Here is a 25,593-nt window from a genome sequence, read left to right as displayed (position 1 = left end):
TCGAATGCTTTTCAACACATTGCGACCCGGATTTGCATCCGAATCAACAACCCGCGCCGAAGGAACATCCTTGTCCTCGAAGCTCGAGCCACTCGTGGTTTGGTAATGGGTTTCATCGGTTGCCGATGATTGGTATGCCCATGAATTGGGAGGGCGAATCATCGACGGCTTTTTTGGTGACAACAAGATCGTAGTTTTCGACAACTCACCGTTTCTCCGGTGCCTTGATCGTTCAGGTTCTCGATTCATTCTCGCCCTCCTCGTCGGAACGAGGCGAAGGAAAAGAACCGAGACCGGAATCGGCCTGGGAGGCTGTGGGAACCGGAGGATCAGTCGTCGAAGCGGAAGTTGACCGCGTTGCTGCTTGTATAGTTCGGAATTCCTCCTCGTTGATGTCACCTTTGCGTCGCATTTCTTCCAGGTTTACGAACACTTCTGGGGTGTCTAGCTGGTCGTCAGTGTTGTAGTCGCGCAACCTTGCCAACACCCAAAATGCGAGTGCAATCAAGATGGCTAGAACCACTAGAGCAATGCCAGCCTGCACGGCCGGTTTTGCTATCACATCTGTCACAACCGAGACTTCGTTCATAGGAGCTGACTTGGAAGTTCGACACCGCCCCGAACTCGCAGAGGAGTCCTTGCCGGTGCACTTGGATCATAGGAGTGTCCTGGTGGGTCGGTCCACTTGCAATTGTCACAAAAACCAGGGCTTTCAAGTTTCACGACTTCATTTCACTGTAGTTCGCTTGGCCGGGGCGAGCTCAATCCGCCGTTGACACGCTCTCGCACGCCTGACGCCACCACCGGCACTGCAACCAATACTGCATTCCTAGACGCGGAATCCGCAACCCTTGTTCGCTGTGTCCCTCGACCCGAACCACCACGGGTCCGCCAACGATGGTAACCTTGCGTCTCGAATCATCTCTCGCTTTCGGTGGCTGCCAATCGGATTCATCTGTCGGATTCATCTGGAAGTGAACGAACAAAACTCGAAGAATGGGCAAGTGGCCTCTCCATCCCAGGAATCACTCCGCTCGACCGCCCTCTCCGTTCCACTCGCTTTCCACTGTAGCTGAATCTCCATGTCAGATTCTCCCGCCGCGTTCCCCAAAGATGGGCCGATTGATTCGCTCAGTCACCCTTCGTTCCTCGGTTTCATCGCGACCCAGTTCTTCGGTGCCTTCAACGACAACCTGTTCAAACAGTTGTTGCTGCTACTGGCCATCCCCACGGCGGTTGTGGCGACCGTCGCCGACGGCCGCGTCAGCGAGGGAGCACCCGCCATCGAAGTCGCAGGCGAGATGACCGATGCTGATGCGACCAAACCCGCTGGCGGAGGCGACTTGCAAGGGATCGCGACGGTGGTGTTCGGGCTGCCTTTTGTCATCTTCGGCGGCTTGGCCGGGTACTTGGCCGACCGCTACAGCAAACGCACGATCATCGTGACCAGCAAGGTCGCCGAAATCGTGGTCATGGGACTCGGTCTGCTCGCATTCTTGGCCACGCCCATGATCGGGTTCGCGGGACTTTGGATCGTGCTGTTCTTGATGGGCCTGCAAAGCACGTTCTTTGGGCCCGGAAAATACGGCATCATGCCAGAGATGTTGTCAGGCAACCAACTCAATCGCGGCAACGGCTTGGTCCTGATGACCACCTTCATCGCGATCATCATCGGCACCGCGGTCGCCGGTCCGCTGAAGGATTCGATCGTTCCCGCCGGCGTTCCGCAAATGGAAGCCGCTTCCGGCTTATGGATCGGTTCGCTGGTGTGCGTCGGAATCGCCATTGTGGGAACCATCACCAGCCTCTTGATCATCCGTCTGCCCGCCGCCGATCCGACCCTGAAGCTCAAGGCCGAATACTTGGCCGTCCCGCGACCGATGCGAACGTTGCTGAAGACCGACACGCCCTTGTTGCTCGCCCTGTTGGCGTCGTGCGTGTTTTGGTTGATCGCGGGGCTGACGATCCAAGCGGTCAATTCACTCGGCAAAACCCAGCTGGAGATCTCTGACACCAAGACCAGCTTGATGGTGTCCCTGATCAGCGTTGGCATCGCCGCCGGCGGTGCCGCCGCAGGTTCCTTGAGCCGAAAGCTATCGGACAAAGTCGTGATTCAAATCGGCATGTGGGGCGTCGTTGCCTTCTGCGTCGTGCTGGCGATTTCGCTGCCCGGCGGTCGACACTTGCTCGGCTTTGGCGGTTCGATCCCAGTCCTGATGCTGTTGGGTGCCTCCGCCGCCTTCTTCGCCATTCCGATTCAGGTGTTCTTGCAAGCCCGTCCGCCCGAGGAACTCAAAGGCCGCATGATCGCGGTCATGAACCAAGCCAACTTTTTCGCGATCGTGATGTCAGGCGTGCTGTATCAAATCCTCAACACGGTTCTGACCTCCGCTGATCTGCCGCGAAGCACCGTGTTCGGCGCGATGGCGGTGCTGTTCCTGCCCGTGGCAATCTTCTATCGCCCCTCGCTCGAACGACGGATTTCCCCAGCCGTCTCGCCAGCGTCCACCCCACCGGCCAACTGATCCGTCCCTCGCCAGACCGTCTAGCAAAACACGCGTCCACATCAACTGACCAGCAACGCCATCGCGGCGAGTCGCTGCAGATTGGACGTCATCTTGGCAGTCACCAAGGGCCGCAAGCTCTCTTCCCCGGTGACGACTTGGTCTCCTTCCACCAGACCGCCATTGGCCGCCGAGTAAGCGACCATGCGTTCGACCAACCCCGCGTGATCCGTTTCTCCATCGCAGCAACGAATCAAGTGCGCCGTCGTGTCATCCAACCGAATGGGTTGGTGACGAAGGTTCGTGACTGTCTCTCCTAGCAAGACTTGCTCGCGAGCCAGAGCCGTGGCTCGCGGGTGCGAGGACACGTCTCGGCAAACGTCCGTGGGCGATGCACTGACGGACACCAATCCCACGCAAACGAGGTTGAACAGGTCCGCCTGCAAGGTTGCCAACGAACTGGGCTCGTCCGTCTCAACCACCGCACACAACTCTTGGTAACTCATCGAAGCGGGATACTCAGCGACCAAACACTCCAGCGCTTGCTGAGTCGCGGGATGATCGACCGTCCCGCTCAGCCCATTGGTACCGGTGATCTGATCCCCCTGCAGATTCGAGGAGGTCACAAAGTGCATCGACTGCATCGCGGCAGCTTGCCTCTGCTCACTGACCGCAACGGATTCGTGACACATCAACGTTTGCCGAAACGTTCGTCGTCGAAAGAAGTCCAGGGTTTGGCCGCGGCGAATCTTTGGCAACGAGGCCAATGCCGCGGCCACATCGGGACGAACCTGTTCGTAGGTGGAGTCCCCCCAATCCGCTTCGGCGATGACCTGCAGGCATTGGGCCCCGGCTTCAGCCGCAAATTCGTGGAAGTAACACGGCCGGTTGGTGTCTTCGAATTGCTCGTGAGAGATGTACGCTTCGTTGGCTTGGTCGAGTGCCTTGAGTTCCTCCTCCAAAGCCACGCGGTACGCCGACCCTGGTGGGACATTCTGCGCGACCGAACTCAACAGGGCTTTGCCATGCCTCAGTCGTTGATGCGGGTCTTCGATCCCATCGGCGTGGTAGCGCATCATGTCGCGAGCCATCTGGCGTTGATGCCAACCCGGGTAGGTGTTGTAACTGATCAGAGCGATTCCATTGGTTGACAATCGCATCTGACAGATCGCGAGGATCGATTGCCGAACTTCTTCCGGCACCCAGGAATACACCCCGTGAGCGATGATGTAATCGAATCGGTCCTGTTCGCTCTCGGGATGCGTCACCCAGTCTTCGATCTTGGCGTGATGCAATTCGATGTTGGTGAGCCCAAGTTTGCCGATCATCGCGTTGCCCGTCTTCACATGGCCGGCGGCAAAGTCGACTCCTTCAAAGTGACTGCTGGGAAGCAACGTCGCCAACGAGATCAAGTTGCCGCCGGGCCCACAGGCAAGTTCCAAGACGCGGCACGATTCCGGCGGTGGTGCATTCACTCCATGCAGCCGAGCAATCGCGGCCATGTTGCCCGGATGAGTGGCCGGGTGAATGAAATCGGGATACGGGAGGTCGTCGTAGTTGGTCATCAACGTTGCAATCGGAGGGAGTGACAGGGCGGACTCTGAATCTTTCGCCCCTTGAACCAGCTATCTTGATGATATGATCGGCGGCGAAGTTTATCACGGGCGACGTTGATCGCAGACCACGCTTTCTGATTCAGGGGCCACCGTTGAACGAGATCCTTCCACGATTGGTGTGCGGTCTGGGCATCGTGGTGTTTGTGACCTTGGCATGGTCGATCAGCACCGATCGCCGGCGTTTTCCCTGGCGGATTGTGATCGGCGGCCTGCTGCTGCAATTCACGCTGGCCGTGTTGGTGTTGCAAACCAACCTGGGCCGCAAAACATTCAAACACATTGGCGATGGCTTTCAAACACTGATGAGCACCGTCGATGCTGGATCGGGTTTTCTGTTTGCAACCGGCCCCGACAATCCACTGGGTGATTCCTTGCTGGCAACCTTCGCGTTTGGGGTGCTGCCAACCGTGATTTTCTTTTCCTCTTTGATGAGCGTTCTGTATCACTTGGGTGTGATGCAACGAATCGTCTGGGCGATGGCCTGGGTGATGAGATTCTCACTCCAAACCAGCGGGCCGGAAACGTTGGCTGCCGCGGCAAACGTTTTTGTCGGTCATACCGAGGCTCCCTTGGTCGTCCGCCCGTACCTGGCCAAAATGAGTCGCAGCGAACTGTGTGCGATGATGACAGGCGGATTCGCAACCGTCACGGGAGGCTTGCTGGGTGCGTATGCAAAGATGGGTGTGGACATCAGCCACCTTCTGACCGCATCGATCATCAGTGCTCCCGCAGCGCTCTTGATCGCGAAAGTCATGGTGCCGGACACGCCCCATGAACTGGATGCCAAGCGATCGGCTCGCAACCGAAACCTCGCTGACGACACGATGACACTGAAGATCGAACGGACTCACGTGAACGCGATTGCAGCCGCGGTCGAAGGTGCCAGCGATGGATTGAAACTGGCACTCAACGTGGGCGCGATGTTGATCGCGTTCCTGGCGCTGATTGCCCTGATCGATTTGCTGCTCGGCGGCATGTGCACGACGTTCGGCTGGATCGACTCGAACAATGCTCCCCAAATCACGTTGGGCGTGATCCTGGGCTACGCCTGTTGGCCGCTGGCCTGGTTGCTGGGGATCCCGGCATCGGAGTGCCGCGCGGCGGGCGAACTGATCGGACTGAAAACCGTCGCCAACGAATTCATCGCCTATCAACAACTGGGTCAACTCGTTCAGGCGGAAGAGCCCGCCATCAGTGCACGCACCGCGACGGTGTTGACGTATGCCCTGGCCGGTTTCAGCAATTTCGCTGCGATTGGAATCCAAGTCGGCGGGATCGGCGGATTGGTCCCCGAACGAAAATCGGACCTGGCTTCCTTGGGGCTCCGAGCGATGTTCGGTGGGCTGCTGGCCTGCTGCATGACCGGAGCCATTGCCGGCATGATGCTCTGAACCAACGAGGGTGTCAGGCCTGACGACGCCGAAACGGACGGTGAGTTATACTGTGGGTTCCTACCTTTCGCCCCTCCCGCACTCCGAGTGAACACCTTGAACGTCCGTCGTTTGCATCTCGTCCCTGCCCTGATCCTGCTGTTCATCGCTGCAGCGATTGCTCCCCAGACCAGCCTGGCAGAAACTCAAAAACTCGTCTTGGTTGCCGGCAAACCCTCCCACCCACCTCGGATGCACGAGTTCAATGCGGGTGTGCAACTACTGGCGGATTCCCTGAAAGACGTCGAGGACCTGGACGTCGAAGTGGTCCTGAACGGATGGCCCCAAGACGAATCCATCTTCAAAAACGCGGATGCCGTTGTCTTTTACATGGACGGTGGCGGACGCCATGAAATCGTCCAAGAAGAGGGCCGTCGACTCAAGATGATCGACGAGTGGGTCAAGAACGGCGTTGGACTTGGTTTCATGCACTACGGCGTGGAAGTCGTGACCGATCAAGCTGGCCAGGAAATGACTCGTTGGATCGGCGGTCACTACGAAAATCAGTTTTCATGCAACCCAATCTGGGAACCCACCTTCGCGGTCTTCCCCGATCACCCCGTCACCAACGGCGTGCAACCGTTCCAAGCCAACGACGAGTGGTACTTCAACATGCGGTTTTTGTCCGGGATGGCCGGCAACGAGGCCAAGGAAATCGATGGGCTTCAATTCCAGCCGATCTTGTTGGCCAAACCATCGGACGATGTTCGCGATGGCCCTTACGTTTACCCCCAAGGTCCCTACGCTCACATCCAAGCATCAGGCGGTCGCGCGGAGGCCATGATGTGGGTGGTCGAACGTCCCGATGGTGGTCGCGGATTTGGATTCACCGGCGGTCACTTCCACGACAACTGGGGCATCGAGGACTATCGCAAAGTCGTGCTCAACGCGTTGGTCTGGACCGCCAAAGGCAACATTCCCGAAGACGGCATCCAATCCACGGTCAGCAAGGAACAATTGGATCAAAACCTGGACCCCAAGAAACCTCGCAAGAAGAAGTGAGCAGGCAGCCCAGGAACGATTGGGTTACATCTCCTAAGCAGGTACGCAGGTGTCATCGGGTATGTGAGCCGTTGGCGTTAGCCACGGTTTTCACGCGCAGGCCAGGCTAACGCCCAAACGGCTCACATGGTTGTGCCCGATCATTCCAGCCGACCTGCTTAGCCGCCTGGGCGTTCGAACCGACGCTCAGAACATCACTGGTTTGCCACATTCGCGGCGAACAGGAACGATCTGACCAGCGTGCATCATCGGGTGTGTCCCGATCAAAATCATCATGTCGCCAACGGTCGGGCAAAAAGCTCGCATCTGTTCCGGCGCTGGATCATCGAGCTTGGACTCATCCATCGCCTCGAGCGCCGCCAACGTGTTGGCACGAACCTTGGTCATCAGTTCCAAGTATTCCGCCAGCGTGTTGAACTTCGATGCGTCATCGCAATCCACTTTGTCTTTGTGGTGGGCTTCTTCAAAGCCTTCGGGCAACTCCGTTTTGAACTCAGGAAACATCCCGCCCAGCATCCCAACTTCTGCGACAACCAAGTGTCCGATTTGCCATGCCAGATGGTTGCAACCCTTTCCGGGTCGACGCATCAGGTCGGCGTCCTCGAGGTCGCCGAGATAACCACGAAAAACCATGTCGCTCAAATTCATCGTCGACCGAATCGCATCTTTGACCTGCACCGCAATCACCCTTGTTTGAATGGGAGTGGGCTCTCCGAACTGGACAAGGCTGGATTGAATCGAAAAGAAATCCAGCGAGCCGACCGGGTGAGTCTAACGCATCCCACACGTCTCGAAACCGCAGCTCAAGCCAAGCAGCTCGCCCCGAACTCAACGAAGAACGAATCAACCAAAGCTGGTGCGAGAACGCTTGATGAAGTTCCCGCGTGTTCTTCATGATGCGTGTCATCGTGCCCCGACTGGTCGTCGTGATCCTCCGCGACATGCGAGTGATCGTGATCCAACAAACGAACGGACACCACCGCAGGCACAAATCCATTCAGTTCCAAGCCATCCGAAACCTGCGCGTCCGTCGAGCTTGAGCTCGCTTTCCCCGCTGCGAATGCCACCTCCGATGAACTCGCCAAACCAGACTCCGCATTCGCGGTGGACGAACTCGACAAGGAGTTGATGACTCGAAGTGCATCCAACGAAGTCACCTTCCCGTCACCGGTGACGTCGTAGTAATTGCCCTGTTCCAACGCTTCGTTTCCGATGTTGATTTCAGAAGCGCCCGCTGCATTCAAAGCGTTGATCACCCGCAACGCATCCAAGGCCGAGACTTCGCCATCACCCGATACGTCCGATGGTTGCAAAAGATTGGTGGGACTGTCGTTGCTGATGCTCTGAAAGCCAGCGGTCGAAGCGATTTGATATTGTTCGGCGGACGCACGAGCTTCGAAACGCAACACGTAATTTTGGTAGGCAGACAGAGTCACCGACAAATCGCCACTGCCGCTGTATTGGCCGATTGGCTGCAAATTCTCATCGAGCACAAAGAACGCTTCCGATGATGCCGTCGCCCCAACCTTGGTCACTCGCAGCGTCGTCTTCGCGGACGCACGAAACAGATAGGCAACCGGTTGGTTGTTTCCAGGAACCGTGATCGGCGTGCCACTGAAATCAGCCGAGTTCAATTGTGTTTGGCCGACCGGTGATCCATCGTCGTCGAGGATCGTGACCAACGCTTCTGTGTCGGCGCCCAGTTTGGCGACACTCGAATCCGCCAACCGAATCGTCAACGCTTCCATGCCTTCGTTGGTCGTGTCGTCGATCACGTTCACGGTCATCGTCGCGGTGCGTTGGCCCACTGCGAAGTTGAACGCCGCCGGGGTGACCGTGTAGTCCGAACCCGCCAGCGCCGTTCCCGAGATCACCACCGGAACCGAAATGCTCTGAGAGGGTGCGGCGGACAACGTCGCAACGATCGCCACCGTGCCTGCCGATTCCGGAACGGTTTGCTCCGTTGTGGTGATCTGAACCGTCGGGCGGGTGTCCGGCGTCAGTTCCCAACCGATGTCATCCAAGATCGCGTAGTCCAGATCACTCAGCATTCCGTCGAAATGATTGGTCATCGTCGTCGGCACCACATCGCGAACGGAACTGGCCAAGTGGCTGCTGCCATTCATTGGAATATTCGCAGAACCCGGGTAAATCGCATTCGCCTTGGGGCCAGCAAATCGGCCGCCGGAAACATAACGATTGAACGAGGGTGCCGTTCCAAAACCCAACACGTGAGCGAACTCATGCGCCACCACCGCACGGAAGTCCGATTGACCGGATTCGCCCGTATCAACCGCTCCGAAATTCCAATCCACTTCGCTTCGCGTGTCGATCGTGATCGCGCCCACCACCGGTGCGAAGTCACTGGGCGTCGATGCCGCCGCACCGGTCTCGCCTCGAGTGGTCAGATTGCTGATGAATGCGTTGGCTTGATTGACGCAGGCTTGATCGGGGCAGTTGTAACCAACCCCAAAGGAGTTGTAGCCGCCCAATCCGCGAGTCAGCCCGGTCAGGTTGTTCCCGCGAACGTAGACGACGATCTCGTTGGCCGCGGCTCGAAACGATTGCGGCAACGAGGTCAGCGCGCCCGTCCGCGGATCGAGAACCGCGGGCTGCCACTGAATCTGAGATCGGCTCGGTGGATTGACCGCGGCCAACGTGTCGTTGAATCGATCGACCACTTGGTTCACAACTTCCTGCATCACCGCTTTGGCTTGCGGGTACCGAGTCGTGAAAAAGTTGCTGCTGTCCAACGAGAAATCCAGTCGGACTTGGAGGACACTTTCGCCTTCCGCTTCGCGCCCCGAAACCTCTCGGGTGGAACCAGACTCCCCTGCTGACGGATCGAGCTCCACCGAAACTTCGCCCCAAGCATCAGGGTGCTGAGGACCAATCATCGAATCGGCAGCCAACAGGCGTCGATGTTCGAGGTTTTCAACGCGAAGGCGTCGGGAAGAGTTCTGCATGCATCCGGCTCGATTAGAAAAGCAGCGTGTCGGTCCAGTCTTGGTCCGCCACGCAGAGGCATTCTACGGGCCGGCAAACTCGAAGCGAGACGCGCAAATCGAATTGAGTGGAATCACGGACGCAGATTCCACTCCTTCATCTCGCCCAGCAGATCATCACGCGTCAAGTTGAAACACAGGGGGGTCAACGTCACGTACCCCTCTCGAAGCTGGGTCACGTCCGTCATTTCCGCAGGCGGTTTGTTGGGCTGCGTCCACAATGCCCAATAGTAATCACGCCCACCGGGATCCTGACGCTTTTCATAGCGACGTCCATATTGAGCCAATCCCATCGGCACCACCTTCACTTCACTTGCCGATTCCGTTGCCGCCGTGGGCACATTCAAATTGAACAGCCCGCCTTGTGACTTTTCATGCCGAACGATTTCACCGATGACGTTGCGAGCGATCACAGCCGCCGCATCGAAGTCGTTGTCGTCCGAATTCTCCAGCGACACGGCGACACTGGTCACGCCAAAGAACGCACCTTCAATCGCAGCCGCAACGGTGCCGGAGTACAGAACATTGATGCCCGCGTTCAAGCCGTTGTTGATGCCGCTGACCACCAAATCGATGGGCTCGTCAGCAAACAATTCTGCGAGCGAGAGCTTCACACAATCAGCCGGTGAACCTTCGACCGCCCACGCCCAATGGACGCCATCGCGGTGAATGGATTTTGGAACCAACGGTGTCAAATAAGTGATTGAATGGCCGACACCGCTTTGCTCGGTTGCCGGAGCCACCGTGATGACTTCGCCCAAGTGACGCAGTTGTTGACGCAGTGCCGCCAAACCTGGGGCATGAACGCCATCATCATTCGTTAACAGAATTCGCATGAGAAGAATTGTCCATCGATGTGCGCGGCTCGAACCAATCCAGAGACTCGGGACAGCAAAAAGAGGAAGGCATCACCGTAGCGAAAGTCGTCAAGACTTTCGGGATGACGCCAAGCAAGTCGAAACTCTTGACGAGTTTCGCTACCCGATCAATTCGCTGTCACAGAGCACTAGGTTATGAACTGCACGACAGCATCGAACAACCCGGACGGTGACGCGCCCACTCCGGTCGCTTCTCGGCAAAGCGTTCTTTGCCAGGTTGATCATCGTACGGATGCCGCAGCACTTCCAACAATTCTGCCACCAATGAGTGATCGCCTTTGTCACACGCATCAATCGCCAACTGAGCCAAGTAGTTCCGCAGTACATACTTCGGATTGACCGAATTCATCCGTTCTCGACGCTGCGAGTCGTCCGCCGGAAAACCGTCGTCCGCCAAAACTCGCGATTGATAGGAACGTATCCAATCCATCAACGCCTGCTGGTATTCCTCGGTGATCTCGTCGGCAACGTAGTGAGCTTCCGAAAGATGGCTGAGCACGGATGCCAGCTCCAGTGCCCTCGGTGCCTCGGGTGTTCCCAATTCAACGTCCGCCAATTGGCGATAGAAAATCGTCATGTCGGTTTCGGCCAATTGCAACAGCGTCAACAACGAGTCGACCAACTCGTCGTCAGTTTCGCTCTCGTACTTCGACAGCCCCAGCTTGCCAGCCACCATCGCGTGCCAGCTCTGTTGGAACTCTTCCACATAAACAGCGATCCCACGCTGAAGTGGCTCCGCTTCTTTGACCAACGGAACCAAGGCATTCGCTAAAGCCACCAAGTTCCACTGCGCGATCTGAGGCTGATGCGCGTACCGATAACGTTTGCCCTGCGCGTCGGTGGTGTTGGGGGTCCAATCAGGGTCGTAATCCTCCAGCCAACCGTACGGGCCGTAGTCAATCGTCAGCCCGAGAATTGACATGTTGTCGGTGTTCATCACACCGTGGACAAAACCAACTCGCATCCAGTGCACCACCATCTCCGCGGTCGATCGGCAGACTTCCTCGAACATCGCTGCGATCACGTCGGGCCCAATCTCGGTATCTGGCCCCGATAGCAAGTGAGAAAACTCCGATCGAATCGTGTGTTCCACCAACGTTTGCAAGGTCTCGGTGTCTTCCCGCGAGGCAAAAATTTCGAAGTTGCCAAACCGAATGAACGAGGGTGCCACACGGCATACAACCGCGCCCAGTTCATGCTCCGGATGCCCGTCGTAGAACATGTCACGAAGCACCTGCTCACCCGTCAGCGTCAAACTCAGCGCCCGCGTGGTTGGCACTCCCAAGTGATGCATCGCTTCGCTGCAAAGAAATTCGCGAACGCTCGATCGCAGAACCGCCAACCCGTCCGCGGTTCGAGAGTACGGCGTCAGCCCAGCCCCTTTGAGCTGCAATGTCCAGTGCTTCTCGTCCGCGGTCACAACTTCACCGAGATTGATCGCCCGGCCGTCGCCCAACTGCCCGGCCCAGTTTCCAAACTGGTGACCGCCGTAGCACATCGCAAAGGGATCCATGCCGTCGGCGAGTGCATTGCCCGCCAACACCTCGGTCAGCTCAGCCGATCCCAACCACTTCGGATCCAAACCGATCAGCTCGGCGACCTCTTTGGAACCTGCCACCCATTTCGGAGCCGAAACCGGTGTCGGCGTCACTCGCGAAAAACCCGCCTGGTGGACTTGGCGGGTGAAATTTCGCGGCTCCGGATCCGCCGGCAAATCTCGCGTGAATCGATTGTCAAACGTCAGATCAAATGTCACGCGAATATCTCATGGAAGTTCTCACCGTAGCGAAAGTCGTCAAGACTTTCGGGGGGCTCGTCCAGCAAGTCGAAACTCTTGACGAGTCTCGCTACCCGAACAATTCGCCGCCACAGACTACGAGTGAGATCCGGCTGATGGAGTGATGCAGAACAACGAACCCAGACGACTCTACACGAGTCCGGTCAGCGCCCCATCACCACAGAAGTCGGGGTTCCCGAACGATTTCTGAGCGAATCCCATCTGCTCCGCAATCGTCAGCAGGAATCGGTTGTGAGACACCTTGCCGTAATCTTTGGCGCGTCCCGTCCGCAGCCCCAGGCCACCGCCGACACACACAAACGGAATGTCGTTGCGGGTGTGCGAGTTGCCTTTGCCCAGCTCGTTCGTCCAGATAATCGTGGTGTTGTCCAGCATCGATCCGCTGCCACCGGGCTCAGGCGTGTCCTGCAAACGTTTTGCCAGGTGAGCGATTTGCTCGCAGTACCACGTGTTGATCCGAATCAGTTTCTCGTACGCGTCCTCATTCGAATCGGGCTCGTGCGATAGACCGTGATGCCCTTCATCGATGTCCAACCAACGCATCCGCGGTTGGCCGACACTGTTCGTGATTTGGAACGTCGCGACGCGAGCGAAGTCGGCCGCCATCGAACTGACCAACAACTCCATTTGCATCCGAGTGATCTCGGGCATGTTGTCGTTCTGGACTTCGACGTTGGGCGTCAACTCGGGAACCGCGTGACCGACCGATTTGGTGCTGGCTTCCAGTTCAATCTTCAGGTCCTTTTCGACCTTGCGAACCAGTTCCACGTGCTGCTGCAACAAGTGCCGATCTTCCATGCTGACCATCGATTCAATTTTCTTGAAATCGTCGGTCAAATCGTCCAAGACACTCGCCAGCAACTCACGGTTTTTGGCTTGGCCGTAGAGTTTGTCGAACATCTTGTACGGGTCGTCGATCGGTGCGACCGGTTGGTTGGCTCCGGCATAAGACATGCGAGTCCAAGTGTCAGCACGATCGGGAACCATCACACCAAATTCCAACGAACCAAAACGAGTTCGCGTCGATGGATCGGCTTGCAGTTGATTCTTGAGGAATTGATCGATGCTGATGCCCATCGACCAACCCGCGGGCGTGTCGCTGCCGCCTTGGATGTCCCCGGGGAACAACTCGATTCCGGTCAGCAAACATCCCATGCCGCGCATGTGACCGTCACCGTCGCCTTTGATTTGGTTGCACAAACCCTTGATCGTCAGCGTCTGGTCCGCGAACGGTTCCAACGGTTTGAGAATGCGTTTGAATTCCAACTTCTCTTCATCACCTTTCGGCCAGAAGTGATCTGGAATCACGCCGTTGGGGCTGAAGACGATGATCAACCGTTGACGTGGCGTCGCATCGGCCGCCAAAGCCAAACTGGGCAGGTTCATCGTGAAGTTCAACGCCGCGGCACTGATGCCGGTGCGTTGCAAGAACCGACGACGCGAAAGACGTTTCGATGGTTTGCGTGGTGCAGTGGGTTCCATATTCATTTCAAGCTCCCGCCGTTTGGTTGTTCTTGGGTGTTTTCTTCTTCTGCCCTGAATCAGGCAACGCATCACTCGCCGCAATCACGGCAATTTCGACCAACAGCTTTCGGACGTTGTAGTCCGATTGCCGAAAGGATTCGGTCAATTGATCCAAGCGATCGGCACCGTAAGACGCCACCGGTTGCTTGACGAAGTACTGGAACATCCGAGTCACAAAGGCTCGGTGTGTGTCCGGATTCGCGATGGCCACTTCGGCCAACCCACGAGCCCCTTCGAATTCGATTCGTTCGTCATCGCGAGTCAGATAACTGCCCGCCGCATTGACGTTTTTGTTCATGTCCTTTTCGCGAAACCTGCCCACCGCATCGAATTGCTCAAGTGCAAACCCGAGCGGGTTGATTCGCGAATGGCAAATCTGGCAGCTTTCAGGACTGGTTTGCAACGCCACGCGTTCACGGGTCGTCAAATCCGGATGCAAATCAGGGCTGAGTGGCGAGAAGGCTTCGTTGGGCGGTCGCAAGGTTCGTCCCATCACGTGGCGAATCAAAAACACGCCGCGGTGAATCGGCGACGTCGCCGCGTGGTAAGACAGTCGAGCCATCACCAACGGATGCGTCAGCACACCCACATGAATGTTCGGGTCGCGAACAGATCGGGTCCACTCAGCAGCTCCCTCTTTCTGATCCGCGTGTTCGTCGTTTGATTCGGCTGGTTTCCAGGCGTCCCCGTAAAAACCTGCCAAACGCGGATTCGTGAACGCCCAATCGGCCGCTAACAGCTGACGGAAATCACTGGTTTCACTCCAGATCGTTTCGTCCAAGAACCGATCAAGTGACGTCCGCAGATCCGCGATCAACTCTTCGCTGAAACCGGGGTACTTCTCGTCATCCTTGCGAAGATCGTCCTCGGGCCCCAGCTCCATCCAGTGATGAAGCATTTGCTTCAGCTTCACGCGAGTCCGAGCGTCATCGACCATCCGCTCCGCAGCCAGACGAATCGCTTGTTCGTCCTGCAAGTGATCCTTGTCGATTCGGACCTGCAACCAACCATCCGCTGGCAGCGAGTCGTGCAAAACCAGAGCCAATCGATTGGCCACTTGTTGCGAAACCGTTCGATCCGCATCGAGGCTCGGGTACAGGAAGCGAGGTGACTTCAGTGTCATCAACACGACGGACTTGATGATGTCGGTTTCGTCTTCAAACGCCTCGATGGCAGGCACCACGATGCGTTCGGGCTGGACTTCCTCTTCGCTTCCCCGGTGAGCAACGGTGACAAAGTTCGTCAGGAAGCTCTTCAGTTTTTCTTCCCGTGAACCTTTGTCCTTGCGGTGTTTCTGGAGATAGTCGCTCCACAGCTGGTCTCGCATCGCGACTGCGAACTCAATCGCACCCGCGGTGACGGCGGTATCCCAAGCCACATCAACCGAGATCCCTCGCTCAAACCCATAGCTGCTGTCATCGGGCGGCATCGTGGTGGACAACTGAAATGCAGGCGGATTCCAACCGGGCACAAGCGCCGAGGAAGGAATGATCGCTTCCACTCCGCCGGGCGGGACCCAAGACAACGAAATGCTGGCCGGTGGCGTTTCGCCTTTTCGCTTGCGTTGATTGAGATCGATCTTCAAGGGATAGATGCGCCCCCCCGTCAACATCAGCGGGCGACGAAACTCATCGCGACCTTCCGACTGAACATGGTTGTCAATCAATTGCTTGGAATCGTGACCAAAGTCCATTGTGAAGGAAGTCTTGCTGCGAACAACGATCTCATAGCGACCGGTTTGCTCGACACGCAATCCACCGTCCCAGTGGGCATGGAACTCGTCCCACGGAACACCGTCGCCAGGACCTTCGTTGCCAAATTCGAAATCGACGACCGGGTCAGTGCGTTCAATCTTTCGGTCTTCCTTCTTCCAGCCCTTGCCTGAGTAAATCGAGACCGACAGCCCGCGTTCAGACTGGTGCCGTTCCCAGGTCGTTTCCCGCAAACCCGCGAATTGGGCGTACAAATCCGACAGGCTTTGACGGAACTGCGTCCCGGTCAAACGCTGCAACGACTGACGTGGCGGACGATTCCGAATCTGGGCCGCTTCGCTGTAGAACGCATGGTGGATGTAAGCGGCCACGGCAGCCGCGTCGTCGCCAACACAAAGGTCGGGATCTTCTTCCGGCATCGTGTCGACAATGATTGCGGTCAACTCACCGATCGAGCCATCGCCCACCAAAGGATCCGGGTAGTAATCCTCCGTTCCGGAACCCTTTTCGCCATGACACTGCAAACACTGTTCGGTGTAAATCTTCAGCCCCGCGGATAAAATCGGATTTTCCGCGATCACAGAATCAGGTGAGTTGCTCTCAGCGGCCGAAATCGGCAGCGCCATCCAAGCAAGCACTGCGAACGTTGCAGCCGAACCAATCCAAGGTCTTCTCCCCAGCCCAGCCAAAGTGCCAGAGCAGGAGAAGTCGGAGGCGCGTACCAATTTTGGAATGCGTCGCATGATTTCAGTGGGATGGGAAAGGATGTGAACCCGGGGTGGGTGTCAGAAAACTGACGTGGGATTCACCAAGGCAGGACTTTGCATTTTAGGCGACTTAGGCGGACGAAACACCCCGAAAAGCTTCATTTTGCGGGTGTCGTCCCCCAATTCATCTCGAAACAGCACGTTTTCGCTTCTCGCGGATGCTGAAAACACTGTTTTTCGGCCTTTCAACCGTGTGGTTCATTCAGATAGGCTCGGCGAATCGGATTCCCCCGATCCAGTCGGTCCCTGTCCAATTGGACGGGCCATCCGATTGACCCGATGGTCCGCCTCCCTATTTGATACGAGCGTCAAGGATGATGCGTTTGAATTTCTCGGTGTTTTGCCGTCCGTTCTCCACACGTGCAGCGTTCCTCGCGGTTTTGATGGGCGTTGCTGGCTTCGTGGTCACAACGCCCCCCCCAGCGATGGGGCAAGGCCGAGCTGCCGCACCCGCTCAGCCACAGCAAAACGCGGCACAAGGACAGCCCAACGCGGCTCCTTTCCCACCGCTTAGCGCCGCCGAACAACAACGCCTCGACCAAATCCTGGCGGCCTGGGAACAACAAAGCAAAGGCACCAAGACACTTGAGTGCGACTTCAAACGTTGGCACTTTGACCTCTTTGCAGCACCCGCTGGCATCTACGCGAACAAAGCCGAAGGCGTCATCAAATACGCCAACCCGGACAAAGGATTGTTTCAAGTCAAAGCAGTCGTCAGCTACGACGGCAAAGACGACAAGGGACAACCGAAGTATTCCGCCAAACAAGGTCTGCACGGCGAACACTGGGTTTGCACCGGCACCGAGCTGAAAGAGTTCGATCATGCAACCAAGCAGTGCAAGATCCAACAGTTGCCACCTCACATGCAGGGGCAGCACATCATTGAAAGCCCGCTACCGTTTGTGTTCAACGCAGACGCCAAGCAAATCAAGCAACGGTACTGGGTCCAACCAATGCAGTCACCCAAACCGGAATTGATCCTGATTGCGGCGTACCCGAAGCACCAAGCCGATCGCGCTCAGTACAAAGTCGTGCAGATCGCTTTGGATGCCAAAACGTTCTTGCCGCAAGCGTTGATCATGTACGCTCCCAACTTCAACCAAAAGACGCAACCGAAGTGGGACCACTACGAGTTCACCAACGTCAAACGCAACTCGATCAAAGCCAGCTTCGGAATGTTCTTGCAGAACTTCATTGATCAAGAACCACCGTCGGACTGGAAAGTCTTCCGGGACAACTACAACGGACCACCTCAAGTGGCCGAAGGCGAAAACGAAGCTCGCCGTCAGTAGAGCCGAGCACGCTCAGGCTCACCTGCTCAGGGTAGCGAAACTCGTCAAGAGTTTCGTTGGTTGCGGGAAAACCGAAAGTCTTGACGACTTTCGCTACTAGGCGATTGGCCAAGCTTGATTGGCGGCTGACAACTCATCGTGCCATCGCTGGACTTCATTGGCTTCCCGGCAAGGCCGCCCGTTGCCAAACGAATCCACGTAGCGACACGCCGCGTGTTGCTGGCGAGCTCGGTCGTATTGCTTCACCCAAGCCTCCCGAACTGGCAGCCTCTCCGGTGCGATCGGCCACACGCCCGGGCGTGGCTTCATGTGTTCGCTCATCCCGATCCGCCACGGCTTCGGTGACACCCGAGCGCGGAAGCAATTCTGGTTGAAGCACATCCGCACATAAACCGGATCGGCTTGGATCCGATCAAAGAAGTCCAACGCTTCGGCTCCTCGTGGATCAAACGTGGCGTGGGTCACCAACACACGAAAACCCATGGGCGTCTCGTAGAGACGTAACTTCCACTGGGGATGCGATTTCGCGAAGGACGCGATGCGTTTGCGTGCAATCGTGTGAGGCGTGCCGCTGACTCGGCGGCGAACCGTTTCGATCAAGCTGCCAAAGATCGCAGCCGACAGCATGGAAAGAAACAACACCAGGAAAATCGGGTTCGTGATGTCCAGTTGGTGGGCCACCAAGAACAACCCCACAACGCTGACAACAAACGTTCCCAGGTACACCATGCAGCCGCTGGAATGCGGCACATCCACATCGGCAAACAGGACGTCGGGCGTGTTCAAACACAACGCCCCATAGCCATTGCGAGTCAGAACGGCGTCGCCGCGACGGTCAATGATCTCCTCGCGAATCGGCAATCCGTCAGCACCGTTGTAAGCCACCTTGGGCTCGGTGAACGGCAACATCTCGCCGCGTTGCATTTCCGCAATGGCATCGGCAACACGTTGATTGGCGTGCCGCTGAGCCTCTTCCACGCTGACGTCGGACCAGCCAAATCGCTTGACCAACCGCTTGGTCTTTGCCCCGTCAATGCGATCGCTCGCCTCCGCCCAATGCTCCGGAACAATCATCGATCAGTTGAGCACCGGCAATTGCGAATCGGGCTTTTCCACCGATGACGTCGGTGGCTGTTGGTCTGGATCGCGATACTGGCTCTCTTGATAATGTTTGCCGTACGTTCCGAAGTCATTGAACGCGTACTTCTTGGCCCAACGATAAACGAAGCTGCGTTCCGGGATCTCATCGCCCGGTTGATACTGACTGCGTCGCGGTTCCACGTTGCGAAGTTCATCCAACACATTCCCGCGAGCCGTCGTGTCACGGGCCCCGTGCTTCTCCGCCAGATCGAGCAACAAATCGGGACGTTCCATGATCACACATCCGCGAGTGTTCTGAGCCGTCAGTTCACGGAAGTCACGCAGGAAGCCGGACTCGTTGAACGTCTCTTTGAGCGGTTTGCTGTCGTGAATCGATTCCGTGGCCAACTGAATCACGGGACAGGGTTCGATGTCACCCCAAGGCCCCACGTGATGCGTGAACCCAGTGACCGCGGGACACAACGCGTTGCCGGCATCGTCGTGATAAGCATCGATGACGATGATCGGCTTGGTCGCTCGTGTGTCGACCACGAACTGACGCACACGGCGTTGCTCTTCGCTGGACAGTGCCAACTGCGGGTTGGGCTCGGGGCCAACCGGTCGGTAAATGTGGAACCAGGTGTACATCACCCCCATCTCGATCAATCGATCGACCCATTTGTCGCGGACCAAATCGTCGATGTTGGATTTGCAAACGCTGGTGCAAACACCGACCAGCAATTTGTTTCGAACTGCGGCTTCGATGCCGGCGATGGTTTGATTCAAAACCCCATCGCGGCCTCGCCGAGTGTCGCTGATGATCTCCGATCCTTCCACACTGATCAGGGGCGTGACGTTGCCACATTTGCGAAGTCGAGCCGCGACTTCGTCGGTGATGAAGTGCCCATTGGTGAAGACCTGGAAATAGACATCCGGATGAGCTTCAAACAAATCCAAGAGTTCTTTGTGCATGAACGGCTCGCCGCCCAAGATGCCAAAGAAGCTGTTGCCCATCGCCTTGGCTTGCTCGATCGTTCGATTGGCAGCCTCCAATTCAATCTTCTGCTGCTTCGCCGCGACATCGACCCAGCAACCTTGGCAACGCAGGTTGCAGCTGTTGATCACCGACAGATACAAAAACGGCGGAAAGAACTCGCCTCGTTTAAGCCGACGTTTGTGTCGGTGAACGCTTCGCAACCCTTTCACGCCAAGTGCCCAGACGGCTTTGGCGAGCAACCGTTTGTCGGTTTCCATCGCGAATCGTTTGGCCATGCGGAGGTACATCGGTATCTCAATCAATTGGGGCGTTGAATCTTCGGTGCCTTTCAGGCGACCAAATTCGTTGTCAAAAGTCCAGGCTCATTGTCCGAGTCCCACTCACAACTCAGCTTATTTCGGCTGGGGGAGCTTCGGCTGGGGGAGCTCAGTGCCGTCTCATCTTAATGGCGAAGCAATCCTGGCTCACGCCGCCGAAGCGAAACCAGTCCTCCAGCGGGTCCCGAGTGGGAAAAGGAGCCCTTTTGCGGCATCCATTGAGGGCGTCGGAATTCATGTTGGCTCGATTTTGGTCGACTCATTCGAGTATACTGCACGAATCGACTGCACGAAGAAGCGGCGTCTGCCGAGGCAACGATCCGCCTCATCGACCGCCAGCGGCGACCACCTCGCCTTCCTTGCCAGCCCACTTTCCTCCTTTGAGGCTCCCCCCTTGAACCAGCATCGACCCAAACCTGAAACCGCTCCCACCAATCGTCGAACGGTTTTGAAAGCGGCCGCCGGCGCCGTGGCCATGACCCCTTACTTCGCTTGGTCACCTCGTTCGTTGGCCGACGAAATCGCCAACGACAAGGTCAACATCGGCCTCATCGGTGCTGGCGGCATGGGACGCGGCAACCTGAACTCCGCCAAGCAGTGGCTGAACTTGGTCGCCATCGCGGATGCCGATTCCAGCCGCGCTCAACAAGCCAACGATCAATTCAGTGGTGGCAAAGCGGCCATGCACTCGGATTACCGAAAGGTGCTGGAACGCGACGACATCAAAGTCGTTCACATCGCGACACCGGATCACTGGCACACCAAACCTTTGATCGAAGCCCTGTACGCCGGCAAGGACGTCTACTGTGAAAAACCGCTGACGTTGACGATCGACGAAGGCAAATTGATTCGCAAAGTTCAAAAAGAGACCGGGCGAATTGTCCAAGTCGGTACGCAACAGCGAAGCACCTTCGACAAGTTCGTGAAAGCCATGGCGATCGTGAACGAAGGACGCCTCGGCAAAATCCATCGTGTGCAAGCCGCCATCGGTGGTGCTCCCACCAGCGAAGCCTTGCCAGTCGCGGCACCACCCGAAGCGTTGGATTGGGACCTGTGGCTTGGCCCCGCGCCGAAGGTGGACTACCGCCGCTCGGAAAACGGCAAGCAATCCAACGGTCACTACGAATTCCGTTGGTGGTACGAATACTCCGGCGGCAAACTGACCGACTGGGGTGCTCACCACGTCGACATCTGCAACTGGGCCCTGAAGCTCAACGGCCAAACCGAAGGCCCCGTGTCGATCGGCGGAACCTCCGAGCATCCCGTCGAATACAAAGACGGCAAACCGGCTCAGATCGATCGCTACAACACCGCGACTGCGTTCCAGTTCAAGGTCGCTTACCCTGGCGGCACTGAAATGATCATTCGCAATGACACTCGCAACGGCGTGTTGATCGAAGGCGAAAAGGGTCGCCTCTTTGTCAGCCGAGGCAACTTGTCCGGCAAACCGGTCGAAGAGCTGACAGACAACCCGTTGCCCGAAGACGCCATCTCCAAGGTCTACAAAGGCCTGCCGATCGAGCACAACGAGCGTCGTGCCCATTGGTTCAACTTCCTGCACTGCCACCGCGCAGGACTCGAGCCCATCTCCGATGTGCACACGCACATGGAAATGCTCAACGTCTGTCACCTGGCTGGCATCTCGGCTCGCTTGGACCGCGAACTGAAGTGGGACAACGCGACCGAGCAAATCGTGGGCGACGAACAGGCCAACTCGATGTTGGCCCGTCCGTATCGCGAAGGCTACGAAATCGAAATGGGCTGAGGCTGGGTCCCGCCAACCAACCCCACCATGCGGAGCCGCCAAGATTCCCGCGATTTGATTCGCAGGGACCTTGGCGGCTTTTTCTGTTTTGCCCGCGCGAATTCTTTCGGAGCGACCAGGGTTCGCAATGGTGGTGGAGCTGCACTTGGTCGCCCGGGCGAGCGAGGCAGCCACCGCTTTGTGAGCCAAACGTCCGTTTTGCGGGAAAAATGCAAGCCAACGGAGCCCGCGTTCTGGGCGGAACTGCACCGCCCGCTATATCCGCCGTTGGTTCAGACGTTTATCCTACGACCATGAGCGAATTCCTCCTCTATTACCGACGCCCTGACCCAACGACGTGGGTGTATTTGTCGTCGTTTTTGACGATTGGACTGTTCTTCGTCTTCCGTCGGTTCTGGAGCATCCGCAACCTCGACATCGTGCTGTTGATCTTGCTGGCTCCCGGATTGTTGATGGTCAACGAAGGCTACCGCCGGCAAACACGTCTGGCCCGATTGGCTTCGGCAGAAATCAGTGCCGCCGCCAACTCCATTCCCGTGGAAGCGGAACGCGAGGATGCTGCGCCCACCGAATTATCACCGAACAACGAAGCCCTCCCCGAAGCACCGGCCGAACCCGAATCACCGCCAGCACTGCGTGAACTGACCTCGGAAGAATTGACGACACTGCAGGGGTCCGATGCCTACCAACGGGCGGCGCAGTTGCAGCGGACCGGTTTCATCACGTTGTTTTGCATCCAGTTTCTGGTGCTCGTGCGAATGTTGCTGGATCCCTTGATGGTGCGGCGACCGCTCCTGGATCCCAATCTCACGACCGGCGGATTGAACTTTCTGGGAATCTCGCTGTTCATCTTCATGATGGCCAATGTCGTTGCCAGCACCCCCGAGATCCAACAGGAACAAGGTCCCAAATTGGGGCCCGGGTACGCGCTGATCAACATGTTGCCAGCCATTCCCACGCGGCCGATCAGCGAAGCGATTGCCGGTGCGGAGCCTCCCACGATGGCCGAGTTGACCGCCGCTGAACAACGCCGAACCATGGTTGCCAAGATCATTGCGATCTTGGCTCAGTCCGCTGTCCTGATCGGCATCTTATTGATCGGCAACCGACACTTCGGAAACCTCCGCGCCGGTGCCGGTTGTGCGACGCTGTATCTGCTGATGCCCTACACCGCTCAGATGACCGGCCGAGTCGATCACGTGGTCCCCGCGGCCCTGATTCTCTGGGCGGTGCTGATGTATCGCAAACCTCTGATCGCGGGATTGTTCATTGGTGCCGCGGCTGGGTTGTTGTACTACCCGCTGTTCCTGTTGCCACTGTGGTGCAGTTTCTATTGGCAACGCGGTGTCGGGCGATTCGCGGGCGCCGTGTTGGTCGCGCTGACGGTGTTGATGGCGTTGCTTGCGTTCGCCGGTGGGGAACCCTTCCTGACTCATGTCCAGCGGATGTTTGGGGTGCTCAATCCCAACAAAGGCCCCCATGAACTGACCGGGATCTGGGAACTGGGTTGGAATCCCATTTGGCGTTTGCCAGTGATCGTCGGCTACGTGATCCTGAGCTTCTTTTTCGCGGTTTGGCCCGGGCAAAAGAACTTGGGCATTCTGATCAGTTGCTCCGCCGCTCTGATGGTCGCGGCTCAGTTCTGGCATGGCTACGGCGGTGGACTGTACATGGCTTGGTTCTTGCCACTGTTGTTGCTGACCATTTTTCGACCCAACCTTCAAGACCGCGTGGCGACGAAAGTCATTGATGGACGTTCGCGTCCCTCACGCCGGTCCTCCACCGCTTTGGATGCAGCCTGATACGGATGTCCGATTACGCTTCCCAGATCGAGACCATCGATCACGACTTGAAGGACCTTGAAGCTTCCGACTCACGATTTGCCGTTTGGCGAATGGTGTTCTTTGTCGGATTGGTTTTGGGCATTGGTTTTTCACTTGCAACCCAACACGTGATCTGGATTTGCGTGGCGGCTGGGTCCCTGATCGCATTCCTGGTGACGGTTGTTCGCAACGAAACCATTCGCGAACGGATGGAACTGCTTCGCAACCATTCGCGAACCTTGCATCGATTGCAAGCTCGCCAAAATCGCGATTGGAAATCACTGGCCCGCGACAGTGTCGGCATCCGTGCATCGGAGATCCAACTCACGCCCGAGCAGCAAGCCTTGGCGGGTGACCTGGACTTGGTCGGCGACGCGTCGCTGTTCCAATTGACCTCCATGGCCGCCACCACACCTGGTGTTCGCACCTTGGCGAATTGGTTGTGCAGCCCCGTTGATCCACCACTCGCAACAGACCGACATGCCTCGGTCAAACATCTGGCAGACCAACCTGAAAACCGATTGCGATTTTATGTGCTCGCCCGCGACATCGGCGGCAGCACCGGCGACCCGGTGTCGTTCGTCGAGTGGGCCAAGGAACCCAATTGGTTGCCACCGCATCGATGGTTGATCCCCTGGGGCAACTTCACTGCGGTTGTTGCCATCGCCATCCTTCTTGGCATGATCTTGGGTGCGATCACGGATCAGGGCGATTGGGTCCGAATGGGGATGTACGGGCTGATCGGAATCGCGGTGCTGAACCTCGCCATCGGCTCGTTCTTGCTCGGCCCCGTCGCGGCCATCTTTCAAATCGCGATGGCATCCCGGCGCAGCGTCAACGACTACGCCGAACTGTTCGACGCGGCGACTTGGTTGCCGGAATCACCTGCTGATCCCGCAGGCCCCACCGCTCACATTCGCCGGACGTTGCTCAGCGTTGACGAGGGTTCGCAATCGGCTTCTCAGGGCATGCGTGAGTTAGCCAAGATCGCTCGGATGGGCGGCCTCAAACAAGCCGCGTCCACGTTCCTGCTGTATCTGCCTCTGCAAGCGTTCTGGTTGTGGGATGTTCGCGTGCTGCGCCGACTGGAAGGCTGGAAGTCGCGTTACGCCAGCCAGATCCCCGAGTGGTTTGATGCCCTCGGCGAACTCGAAGCCTTGATGTCAATCGCTGCTCTGCAACACGATTCGCCGGAATGGTCGTCGCCTGAATGGCTCGAAGGCGAATCCACCATCACCCTGCAAGGATTGGGGCATCCGCTGTTGCCCGAACAGGCCCGCGTCACCAACGATGTCACGATTGGCCCGACCGGAACGCTGCTGCTGGTCACCGGCAGCAACATGTCGGGCAAGAGCACGATGCTGCGGAGCGCCGGCCTGAACGTGGCCCTCGCCATGGCCGGCGGACCCGTGTGTTGTCGACACATGAGTTTGCCGCCCGTCGAGATGGGAACCAGTATCCGAGTCAGCGATGACCTCAGCCAAGGCGTCTCGTACTACATGGCAGAACTGAATCGTCTGTCCGCCGTTGTCACGCATGCCCGCAAGCTGGCCGAGCAACGTGCCGCTGGCTCCACCAATCGAATTCAGTTCTTCTTGCTCGACGAAATCCTGCAGGGAACCAACAGTCGCGAACGTCAGATCGCCGTCGCTCGTGTACTGCGGTTCTTGGTCGACGCGGGTGCGATCGGAGCCATCACGACGCACGATTTGGAACTCGCCGATGATCCCGAACTGATGAAGCTCGCCCACACCGTTCACTTCCGTGAAACGATCACGCCCGACGCCAGCGGTGATGAACGAATGACGTTCGATTACAAGATGCGCGACGGCGTGTCCCCCACCACCAACGCCCTGCGACTGCTCGAGATCGTCGGCTTGGGCGAGAAGTAGCGTTCCCCACTCGATGGCCAAAGGCCTTTTTCAACTCTTCGTGTCAGGTTGATCATGGCCGTTGGCCAAACCGATGGGTGACGTCTCTTCCTTCTACAACAACCTCTCCCGAAACGAAGTTTGGGGAGACGTCGAGCAACGCCGTTCAGGCGTACGCGAGGGTGAGGGCCGGGCATGAGAAGCGGTGTGCA

General features: G+C 57.4%; 17 protein-coding genes. 7 read left to right on the top strand and 10 right to left on the bottom strand.

Going from position 1 to position 25,593, the window contains the following annotated elements; translation table 11 throughout:
- Positions 1-232: 232 nt before the first annotated feature.
- Positions 233-589 (bottom strand): hypothetical protein, encoded by a 357-nt coding sequence (locus tag PSR62_RS03890; RefSeq protein ID WP_047814688.1) that lies wholly within the window; start codon positions 587-589, stop codon positions 233-235.
- Positions 590-1,082: 493 nt separating this feature from the next.
- Between PSR62_RS03890 and PSR62_RS03885 the strand changes: the two genes are divergently transcribed.
- Positions 1,083-2,525 carry an MFS transporter gene (locus PSR62_RS03885; protein WP_274406512.1) on the top strand — a complete coding sequence of 481 codons (1,443 nt, stop codon included), beginning with the start codon at positions 1,083-1,085 and terminating at the stop codon, positions 2,523-2,525.
- A gap of 41 nt (positions 2,526-2,566) precedes the next feature.
- Here PSR62_RS03885 and PSR62_RS03880 read toward each other — a convergent pair whose 3' ends face one another.
- Entirely contained in the window at positions 2,567-4,069 is a 1,503-nt protein-coding gene (locus PSR62_RS03880) for a methyltransferase regulatory domain-containing protein (RefSeq protein WP_274406511.1), read from the bottom strand.
- 143 nt (positions 4,070-4,212) lie between these two features.
- Here PSR62_RS03880 and PSR62_RS03875 point away from each other — a divergent pair, with 143 nt between their 5' ends.
- Together PSR62_RS03875 and PSR62_RS03870 are read left to right on the top strand one after the other, a co-directional pair.
- On the top strand, positions 4,213-5,511 hold the full coding sequence (locus PSR62_RS03875; RefSeq protein ID WP_274406510.1) for a NupC/NupG family nucleoside CNT transporter: 1,299 nt from the start codon (positions 4,213-4,215) through the stop codon (positions 5,509-5,511).
- Between the two features lie 87 nt (positions 5,512-5,598).
- Entirely contained in the window at positions 5,599-6,552 is a 954-nt protein-coding gene (locus PSR62_RS03870; RefSeq protein ID WP_274406509.1) for a ThuA domain-containing protein, read from the top strand.
- A 186-nt stretch (positions 6,553-6,738) separates the two neighbouring features.
- On the opposite strand, the gene PSR62_RS03865 is transcribed toward PSR62_RS03870, so the two are convergent.
- The 6 genes from PSR62_RS03865 to PSR62_RS03840 form a co-directional block, all read right to left on the bottom strand.
- Positions 6,739-7,200 carry a DinB family protein gene (locus PSR62_RS03865; RefSeq protein WP_274406508.1) on the bottom strand — a complete coding sequence of 154 codons (462 nt, stop codon included), beginning with the start codon at positions 7,198-7,200 and terminating at the stop codon, positions 6,739-6,741.
- A gap of 155 nt (positions 7,201-7,355) precedes the next feature.
- Positions 7,356-9,518: a dockerin type I domain-containing protein gene (locus PSR62_RS03860; RefSeq protein WP_274406507.1), complete on the bottom strand. Its 2,163-nt coding sequence runs from the start codon at positions 9,516-9,518 to the stop codon at positions 7,356-7,358.
- Between the two features lie 113 nt (positions 9,519-9,631).
- Positions 9,632-10,393 carry a 5'/3'-nucleotidase SurE gene (gene surE, locus PSR62_RS03855; protein ID WP_274406506.1) on the bottom strand — a complete coding sequence of 254 codons (762 nt, stop codon included), beginning with the start codon at positions 10,391-10,393 and terminating at the stop codon, positions 9,632-9,634.
- Positions 10,394-10,568: 175 nt separating this feature from the next.
- Positions 10,569-12,191 (bottom strand): protein adenylyltransferase SelO, encoded by a 1,623-nt coding sequence (locus PSR62_RS03850; protein ID WP_274406505.1) that lies wholly within the window; start codon positions 12,189-12,191, stop codon positions 10,569-10,571.
- A gap of 171 nt (positions 12,192-12,362) precedes the next feature.
- Complete coding sequence (locus tag PSR62_RS03845) at positions 12,363-13,715, bottom strand: DUF1552 domain-containing protein (protein WP_274408329.1); 1,353 nt, start codon at positions 13,713-13,715, stop codon at positions 12,363-12,365.
- A 7-nt stretch (positions 13,716-13,722) separates the two neighbouring features.
- Positions 13,723-16,212, bottom strand: a complete 2,490-nt coding sequence (locus PSR62_RS03840) for a PA14 domain-containing protein (protein ID WP_443217356.1) — start codon at positions 16,210-16,212, stop codon at positions 13,723-13,725.
- A gap of 338 nt (positions 16,213-16,550) precedes the next feature.
- Between PSR62_RS03840 and PSR62_RS03835 the strand changes: the two genes are divergently transcribed.
- Positions 16,551-17,528, top strand: a complete 978-nt coding sequence (locus PSR62_RS03835; protein WP_274406503.1) for a TIGR03009 domain-containing protein — start codon at positions 16,551-16,553, stop codon at positions 17,526-17,528.
- A 96-nt stretch (positions 17,529-17,624) separates the two neighbouring features.
- Here the strand turns inward: PSR62_RS03835 and PSR62_RS03830 are convergent, their stop codons facing one another.
- Both PSR62_RS03830 and PSR62_RS03825 read right to left on the bottom strand, forming a co-directional pair.
- Positions 17,625-18,602 (bottom strand): hypothetical protein, encoded by a 978-nt coding sequence (locus PSR62_RS03830; RefSeq protein WP_274406502.1) that lies wholly within the window; start codon positions 18,600-18,602, stop codon positions 17,625-17,627.
- Positions 18,603-18,605: 3 nt separating this feature from the next.
- Positions 18,606-19,880, bottom strand: a complete 1,275-nt coding sequence (locus PSR62_RS03825) for a radical SAM protein (RefSeq protein ID WP_274408328.1) — start codon at positions 19,878-19,880, stop codon at positions 18,606-18,608.
- Positions 19,881-20,316: 436 nt separating this feature from the next.
- Here PSR62_RS03825 and PSR62_RS03820 point away from each other — a divergent pair, with 436 nt between their 5' ends.
- From PSR62_RS03820 to PSR62_RS03810, 3 genes are all read left to right on the top strand, one after another.
- Positions 20,317-21,687, top strand: a complete 1,371-nt coding sequence (locus tag PSR62_RS03820; RefSeq protein WP_274406501.1) for a Gfo/Idh/MocA family protein — start codon at positions 20,317-20,319, stop codon at positions 21,685-21,687.
- Positions 21,688-21,980: 293 nt separating this feature from the next.
- Positions 21,981-23,489, top strand: coding sequence for a hypothetical protein (locus PSR62_RS03815; RefSeq protein ID WP_274406500.1), 1,509 nt, complete (start codon positions 21,981-21,983; stop codon positions 23,487-23,489).
- Positions 23,490-23,494: 5 nt separating this feature from the next.
- Positions 23,495-25,402 (top strand): MutS family DNA mismatch repair protein, encoded by a 1,908-nt coding sequence (locus PSR62_RS03810; RefSeq protein ID WP_274406499.1) that lies wholly within the window; start codon positions 23,495-23,497, stop codon positions 25,400-25,402.
- Positions 25,403-25,593 lie beyond the last annotated feature (191 nt).

The sequence above is a fragment of the Rhodopirellula sp. P2 genome, assembly GCF_028768465.1.
GTDB lineage: Bacteria > Planctomycetota > Planctomycetia > Pirellulales > Pirellulaceae > Rhodopirellula.
The sequence above is the reverse complement of the archived record's forward strand: the minus strand, read 5'-3'. Positions and strand labels throughout refer to the sequence as shown.

Bases quoted from the DNA above. Each gene is read 5' to 3' on its own strand.
- PSR62_RS03890 (WP_047814688.1), bottom strand. From the start codon at position 589: ATGAACGAAGTCTCGGTTGTGACAGATGTGATAGCAAAACCGGCCGTG.
- PSR62_RS03885 (WP_274406512.1), top strand. From the start codon at position 1,083: ATGTCAGATTCTCCCGCCGCGTTCCCCAAAGATGGGCCGATTGATTCG.
- PSR62_RS03880 (WP_274406511.1), bottom strand. From the start codon at position 4,069: ATGACCAACTACGACGACCTCCCGTATCCCGATTTCATTCACCCGGCC.
- PSR62_RS03865 (WP_274406508.1), bottom strand. From the start codon at position 7,200: ATGAATTTGAGCGACATGGTTTTTCGTGGTTATCTCGGCGACCTCGAG.
- PSR62_RS03860 (WP_274406507.1), bottom strand. From the start codon at position 9,518: ATGCAGAACTCTTCCCGACGCCTTCGCGTTGAAAACCTCGAACATCGA.
- surE (WP_274406506.1), bottom strand. From the start codon at position 10,393: ATGCGAATTCTGTTAACGAATGATGATGGCGTTCATGCCCCAGGTTTG.
- PSR62_RS03845 (WP_274408329.1), bottom strand. From the start codon at position 13,715: ATGGAACCCACTGCACCACGCAAACCATCGAAACGTCTTTCGCGTCGT.
- PSR62_RS03840 (WP_443217356.1), bottom strand. From the start codon at position 16,212: ATGCGACGCATTCCAAAATTGGTACGCGCCTCCGACTTCTCCTGCTCT.
- PSR62_RS03835 (WP_274406503.1), top strand. From the start codon at position 16,551: ATGATGCGTTTGAATTTCTCGGTGTTTTGCCGTCCGTTCTCCACACGT.
- PSR62_RS03830 (WP_274406502.1), bottom strand. From the start codon at position 18,602: ATGATTGTTCCGGAGCATTGGGCGGAGGCGAGCGATCGCATTGACGGG.
- PSR62_RS03825 (WP_274408328.1), bottom strand. From the start codon at position 19,880: ATGGCCAAACGATTCGCGATGGAAACCGACAAACGGTTGCTCGCCAAA.
- PSR62_RS03815 (WP_274406500.1), top strand. From the start codon at position 21,981: ATGAGCGAATTCCTCCTCTATTACCGACGCCCTGACCCAACGACGTGG.
- PSR62_RS03810 (WP_274406499.1), top strand. From the start codon at position 23,495: ATGTCCGATTACGCTTCCCAGATCGAGACCATCGATCACGACTTGAAG.